3 protein-coding genes and 1 pseudogene are annotated in these 2,934 nt (G+C 55.5%); all 4 read right to left on the minus strand.

Annotated elements, in window-relative coordinates:
* Positions 1-243 (minus strand): annotated as a pseudogene (locus tag R6V78_RS00075) (hypothetical protein); the annotation flags it as partial.
* Positions 244-314: 71 nt separating this feature from the next.
* The gene (locus R6V78_RS00080; RefSeq protein ID WP_410287276.1) at positions 315-1,592 is read right to left on the minus strand and encodes an NAD(P)H-dependent oxidoreductase; all 1,278 of its coding nucleotides are present in this window, start codon (positions 1,590-1,592) and stop codon (positions 315-317) included.
* Between the two features lie 145 nt (positions 1,593-1,737).
* A complete protein-coding gene (locus R6V78_RS00085) occupies positions 1,738-2,538 on the minus strand; it encodes an NDP-sugar synthase (protein WP_410287277.1) in 801 nt (266 codons plus the stop codon).
* Between the two features lie 24 nt (positions 2,539-2,562).
* Positions 2,563-2,934: dTDP-4-dehydrorhamnose 3,5-epimerase family protein (locus R6V78_RS00090; protein WP_410287278.1), on the minus strand; the 372-nt coding region annotated here is incomplete at its 5' end.

Here is a 2,934-nt window from a genome sequence, read left to right on the forward strand (position 1 = left end):
TTTCCCGAAAACAATGGTGAAAATAACAATTTGAATCAGCGGCTGTAAAATGGCCCAGGAAAAACCCAGGATTGTTTGCGCATAGAGAACTTTTATTTCACGCAAGACCATAGAAAAGAAGAGATCTCTGTATTGTCGCAGCTCTTCCCAGTCGAATATCTTCCAGCCCGAGTTGGGTTTTATCACGGTGATTTTTTCTGATAAGTCAGCGGCCAATGCGGCCGCTTTTGCATTTTTTGGCATAGCTCACAATTCCGTTTTTCGAGTTTTCCGTGCCCACAAAGCGCAAAGCTAAATAACAATCATTAATCGGTTCAAAAATATCTATCCTGCTCCTCCCTCAATCGATCGACCAACCGATCGTTGGGACGCTGCACGTCGGTGTAACGGATCACCTGATCTTTATCAATATCCTTGAGCAGCCTGCACCCTTCCGCCAAACCCATTGGGAGCAGGCTTTCTTCTCGGCAGACCTCTGAATTTTCAATAGTCCCATAGGCCTTAAACCCCCCGATGCCATCGACGATTTCACCGGCTTTCAGGTCTGTCTTGGCGATGGTAATTACATCACACACGGGCCCGCCCAGCGGTGCCACCGCGGCATCATTAAAAAGCACCGCCCGCGCGGCCGTCAGGGGCCCCTCCAGGTGCGGCAGATGATAAGGGACATAAAAGACATAAAGCGGTCCTTCTCCCATTTTAAAATAACGCATATAATCTTTTCGATCGGGGTGTTCGTTGTAGCCTAAAATAAAAACTCCCGGCCCAGGCTCTGCGCCCAGGATATAATCGACCAACCCGTTCTCGAGCATCTCCTCCAACGGAAACAATGAAACCGCCTCGTTGACATGTTTGCATCTTGGGCCGTACATACCGCGCACGCCCACCTTGAAGCCTGTGGCATTGGCTACAATGGCGTTCTCCATGGAGATTTTCGTCCCGTCGGCAAATGAAGTGGCCATTTCAGGCGAGAGGCCGTTAGCTGCGGCAAAACCCTTTTGCGTCTCCGGTGTACGATAATGATCCTGCAACCCCTTGATGTTACCGGCCAGAACCGGTTGATACCCGATGGTCCGCACAAATCTCAAAAGGTTCATCATGACGCCGGGCTGATCGCCGTCCGCATTGGTAACCACAACCCCAGCCCGGTCGGCATGCACTTTGAGAATAGGCCCGACGGTGGCGTCCAATTCCGCATTCATCAATACAAGGTGCTTTCCGCTTGCAATGGCCTGCTCGGCCACATGGGCGCTGTATTCCACATGGCCGGTGGCCTCGATGATCACGTCAATGCCCTCGGCGTCACACAAGGCCAGTGCGTCTTCCGTGACAACGGGGCGGCCCGCCGCCACCGCCTCGGAGATCTGAGAACTGTTCTGCGCCTGCAGATAATCATCATGACCGGCCTGGTGATACGCCTTTTGGGCATGTGCCGCAGTTCGGTTGGCGATGGCCGCCACTTTCATCCCGGGAATGTAGCGTTCGATTTGAAGGGTCATCCCGCGTCCGATGTACCCCGCCCCGACCAGACCGACCCGTATGGGCCTACCCTCAGCCTCTCTTTTCTGCAAAGCCGTATCGACGATGATCACGGAATTATTCTCCTGGTGACATTAATGGCGTTGTAAGGTGTTTTGGAACGCTCTGGCAGAATCGGGAAAAAACCCCCACCCCGTCCTCGTCGGGGGGCATCCAGAACGCACGGTATTTGTTGTTTTCGATTTATTGCAATTGTGATTACGGATACCTGCGCACAAAGGCCTCCGCTTTGTACAGATCCTCCGGGGTCCCGATGTCCAGGTAGTCGCCATCGTCGAAGCGAACCAGGTCGACGTGAAGGCCCTCTTCCAGGGCTGCCTGGATCACATCACCGACATAGATCTCACGGCCGCCTGCTTCAATGCGGGCCGCGACGGTTTCCTCCCGGGACTGGAGATGGCTGTGCATGAAGCTTGTGAATGCCGGCGTCCACGCGGCGATGATCCACGTGTAGTCCAAGCGGGTTTGACGGGGCTTGATATCGAGGCCGCGGATTTTTCCAGAATCATCCAATTCCACCATATCCATTTTCCGCGGGTTTTGGGCCTTGAACAGACCCAGGACGATATCTGCCCCGGATGCCGTAAGCTGTTTCACCAGGATGCGGTAGGCACTGGGAGGGCTGAACAGGATGTCCGGGAACCCGAAGAGAACCGTGTCGTTGGCGATGAAGGCAAAGGCCTGGTCCAGGGTGTAGGGCGCACCGTAAGGCAGGTCCATCATGAGGTAGGCAAGGTTCAAACCGATAGATTTGCCGCAGCCGAAATAAGCGGGGATGTCCCACTTGCCCTTTCGCAATATGATGAAGGCTTTTTGCGCACCGGCTGCTTTCATGTTTTCCAGCAGGTACTGGCCCGCCACTTTGGGCCTGGGACCGTTCAGGCCGGCGATGGCCTGAAGGCCAATCGGAAATATCTCCTTGCTGCATGGCAGGGGTGCAATCCGATTCGCGCGCCCCGCGGCCGGTATCAGTCCTATGGGTGCTATAGACGAGGTCAAAACTGTTCCAATGGCTCCGACGGCTCAGCAGACCAGGCAGAAATCAGGCCAGGTGCGATCCTTATCCGAGACCATCAGATTGTCGGTCATCGGCCACAGGATGTCGAAGGCCGGGTCGTCCCACCGGATCCCCCGTTCGGCGCCGGGTGTGTAGAATTCGGAAACCAGATAGAGGATCTCCGAATCGTCCGCCAGGGAGAGATATCCGTGGGCCGTGCCCTTGGGCATGTGGAAGAGCCGGGGAGCGTCGGCGGTCAACTCGGTGCCAAACCACCGACCGTAGCTGCCACTGCCTTTGCGCAGATCGATGATCACATCGAAAACCGCGCCCCGGATGCATCGCACCAGCTTGGCCTCTTCGTGGGGCGGCACCTGGTAATGCAGGCCCCGCAGGGT

This window comes from Desulfosarcina sp. (assembly GCF_046496365.1).
Taxonomy (GTDB): Bacteria; Desulfobacterota; Desulfobacteria; order Desulfobacterales; family Desulfosarcinaceae; genus Desulfosarcina.